Raw genomic sequence first — 2,835 nt, 5'->3', positions numbered from 1 at the left:
CCCCCGGACCGGGTCGCCGCGGCGCGGGAGGCGGGCGCTCAGGTGCTGATCGCCGGCGAGGGACGGGGCGTCGACCCGGCCGGCGCCGTCCAGGCCCTGGCCGAACGGGGACTGCGGCGGATGCTGACCGAGGGCGGGCCGCGGCTGCTGGGCCAGTTCGTGGCGTCGGGAGTGCTGGACGAGCTGTGCCTGACCGTGTCCCCGACGCTCACGGCGGGGGACGCCCAGCGGATCGCGGGAGGCCCGTCGCGGAGGGTGCCCGAGCACTTCGCACTGGCGTCGGTACTGGAGGAGGCCGGGTTCCTCTTCACCCGCTACCGTCGGATCTGACAAGCGGCGGAATTAGCAGCTCCGGTTAGGTCCGGGTGGGCACACTAGTCTCAGACCCCGTGCGGGCACGGGGCAGGATGGTTTCCGCGGAAGGGCTCCTGACGTGTTCACAAGCGTATTGATGATCGAGAAGCCCCTCACGTCCACCGACGTGGAATTCGTCACGACCCTGCACGGGGACGAGCCGACCTCCTTCGTCGTCCTCATGCAGCCGCGCGGCGACCAGGCCGACCTTCTGCTGCGCGCCATCGACGACGTGGCCATGGGTGAGCTGAAGGAAGCCGTCCGCGAGGGCGAGGAGCCCGGGGGCGAGGAAGCCAGGAAGCCCGCGGAGCTCGCCCTCGAGAACTCCCTGACCGCCCTGCGGGCCGCCGGCTCCGAGGCCGTCGGGCAGGTCGTCGAGGACCACCCCCTGGACAAGATGAAGGCCGTCGTCGAGGAGTCCGGCGCGGACGAGGTCATCGTCATGACCGCACCCCACTACGTCGAGGAGTTCTTCCACCGCGACTGGGCCTCCCGCGCCCGGCACAAGGTCGGCGTACCGGTGCTCAAGCTCTTCGCGCACAGCGAATAGGCTGGGGCCTTCGCACGACGTCGCACCCCTGGGAGACACAGTCATGGCATCCGGCATCCCCCACGCCATGGAACGGCCGCACTTCATCGGCATCGGCGGCGCCGGAATGTCCGGGATCGCGAAGATCCTCGCGCAGCGGGGCGCGAAGGTCGCCGGCAGCGACGCCAAGGAGTCCGCCACCGCGGAGGCGCTGCGGGCGCTCGGTGTGACCGTTCACATCGGACACGCCACCGAGCACCTCGCGGACGACGCGTCGTGCGTCGTCGTCTCCAGCGCCATCCGCGCCGACAACCCCGAGCTGGCCCGCGCCGCCGAGCTGGGCGTGCCGGTCGTGCACCGCTCCGACGCGCTCGCGGCGCTCATGCGCACCTCGCGCACCATCGCTGTGGCCGGCACCCACGGCAAGACCACCACCACGTCGATGCTCGCCGTCGCGCTCACCGAGCTGGGTCTCGACCCGTCGTACGCGATCGGCGGCGACCTCGCCGGGCCGGGGACGAACGCGCGCCACGGCGACGGCGAGATCTTCGTCGCCGAGGCCGACGAGAGCGACCGCAGCTTCCAGAAGTACGACCCGGACGTCGCGATCGTCCTCAACGTCGAACTCGACCACCACGCCAACTACGCGTCGATGGACGAGATCTACGAGTCCTTCGAGGCCTTCGTCGCCAAGATCCCGGCGGGCGGCACGCTGGTCGTCGGCGAGCACGCGGGCGCCCGGGAGCTGGCCTCGCGGGTCGCCGCACGCGAGGACCTGACGATCGTCAGGGTCGGCGAGGGCGACGGCTGCGACGTCCGGATCCGCCGCATCCAGCCGAACGGCATGACCAGCGAGGTCACCGTCGCCGTCCCGGACCACGGCGAGATCACCTTCACCGTCTCCGTCCCCGGCCGCCACTACGCCCACAACGCCGCCGCGGCACTGGCCGCCGGCGTCCGCATGGGCATCGAGCCCGCCGACCTGGCCCGTGCCCTCACCGCGTACACCGGTGTCGGCCGCCGCCTCCAGCTCAAGGGCGAGACCAACGGCGTCCAGGTCATCGACTCGTACGCGCACCACCCCACCGAGATGACCGCCGACCTGGAGGCCATGCGCGCGGCGGCGGGCGACCGGCGCCTGCTGGTCGTCTTCCAGCCGCACCTCTTCTCCCGCACCCAGGAACTCGGCACGGAAATGGGCCAGGCCCTCGCCCTCGCCGACGCCTCCGTGGTCCTCGACATCTACCCGGCGCGCGAGGACCCGGTCCCCGGCGTCACCAGCGCCCTCATCATCGACGCGGCCATCGCGGCGGGCGCCGCCGTGACCCCGGTCCACGACAAGGCGACCGTCCCGGACGTGATCGCGGGAATGGCCGCCCCCGGTGATCTCGTTCTCACCATGGGCGCGGGCGATGTGACGGATCTCGGACCGGAGATCCTGGCCCGCCTCGCCGAGTGAGGGAGAGCGAGCATGGCGTACGACGTCGAGAAGCCGGACGAGCAGTGGCGCGCGGAACTGACCCCCGCGGAATACCAGGTGCTGCGCCAGGCCGGCACCGAGCCCGCCTTCCGCGGTGAGTACACGGACACCAAGACGACGGGCGTCTACTCCTGCCGGGCGTGCGGCGCCGAGCTCTTCACCTCCAACGAGAAGTTCGCGTCGCACTGCGGCTGGCCGTCCTTCTACGACCCGAAGGACACCGACGCCGTCGAGCTGATCGAGGACCGGTCCCACGGGATGGTCCGCACCGAGGTGCGCTGCGCGCGCTGCGGCTCGCACCTCGGGCACGTCTTCGAGGGCGAGGGCTACCCGACCCCGACGGACCAGCGGTACTGCATCAACTCGATCTCCCTGCGACTGACGCCCGACGAGGACTGACGGAGCGGTCGAGCAGCCGCCGGCAGGCATCGGCCTGCCGGCGGCTGCTCTGTTTCGTCGAGCTGCTGTGTGG

General features: G+C 71.5%; 4 protein-coding genes. All 4 read left to right on the top strand.

What is annotated here, in order from left to right; all coding sequences use genetic code 11:
- Positions 1-330: dihydrofolate reductase family protein (locus tag ACWGI8_RS42595; RefSeq protein ID WP_453668834.1), on the top strand; the 330-nt coding region annotated here is incomplete at its 5' end.
- A 103-nt stretch (positions 331-433) separates the two neighbouring features.
- Positions 434-904 carry an indole-3-glycerol phosphate synthase gene (locus ACWGI8_RS42590; protein ID WP_453668833.1) on the top strand — a complete coding sequence of 157 codons (471 nt, stop codon included), beginning with the start codon at positions 434-436 and terminating at the stop codon, positions 902-904.
- A 43-nt stretch (positions 905-947) separates the two neighbouring features.
- The gene (gene murC / locus ACWGI8_RS42585) at positions 948-2,342 is read left to right on the top strand and encodes a UDP-N-acetylmuramate--L-alanine ligase (protein ID WP_453668832.1); all 1,395 of its coding nucleotides are present in this window, start codon (positions 948-950) and stop codon (positions 2,340-2,342) included.
- A gap of 12 nt (positions 2,343-2,354) precedes the next feature.
- Positions 2,355-2,762: a peptide-methionine (R)-S-oxide reductase MsrB gene (msrB, locus tag ACWGI8_RS42580; protein WP_453668831.1), complete on the top strand. Its 408-nt coding sequence runs from the start codon at positions 2,355-2,357 to the stop codon at positions 2,760-2,762.
- Positions 2,763-2,835 lie beyond the last annotated feature (73 nt).

This window comes from Streptomyces sp. NPDC054841 (assembly GCF_053611045.1).
This window is presented reverse-complemented; position numbering and strand designations above follow the sequence as displayed.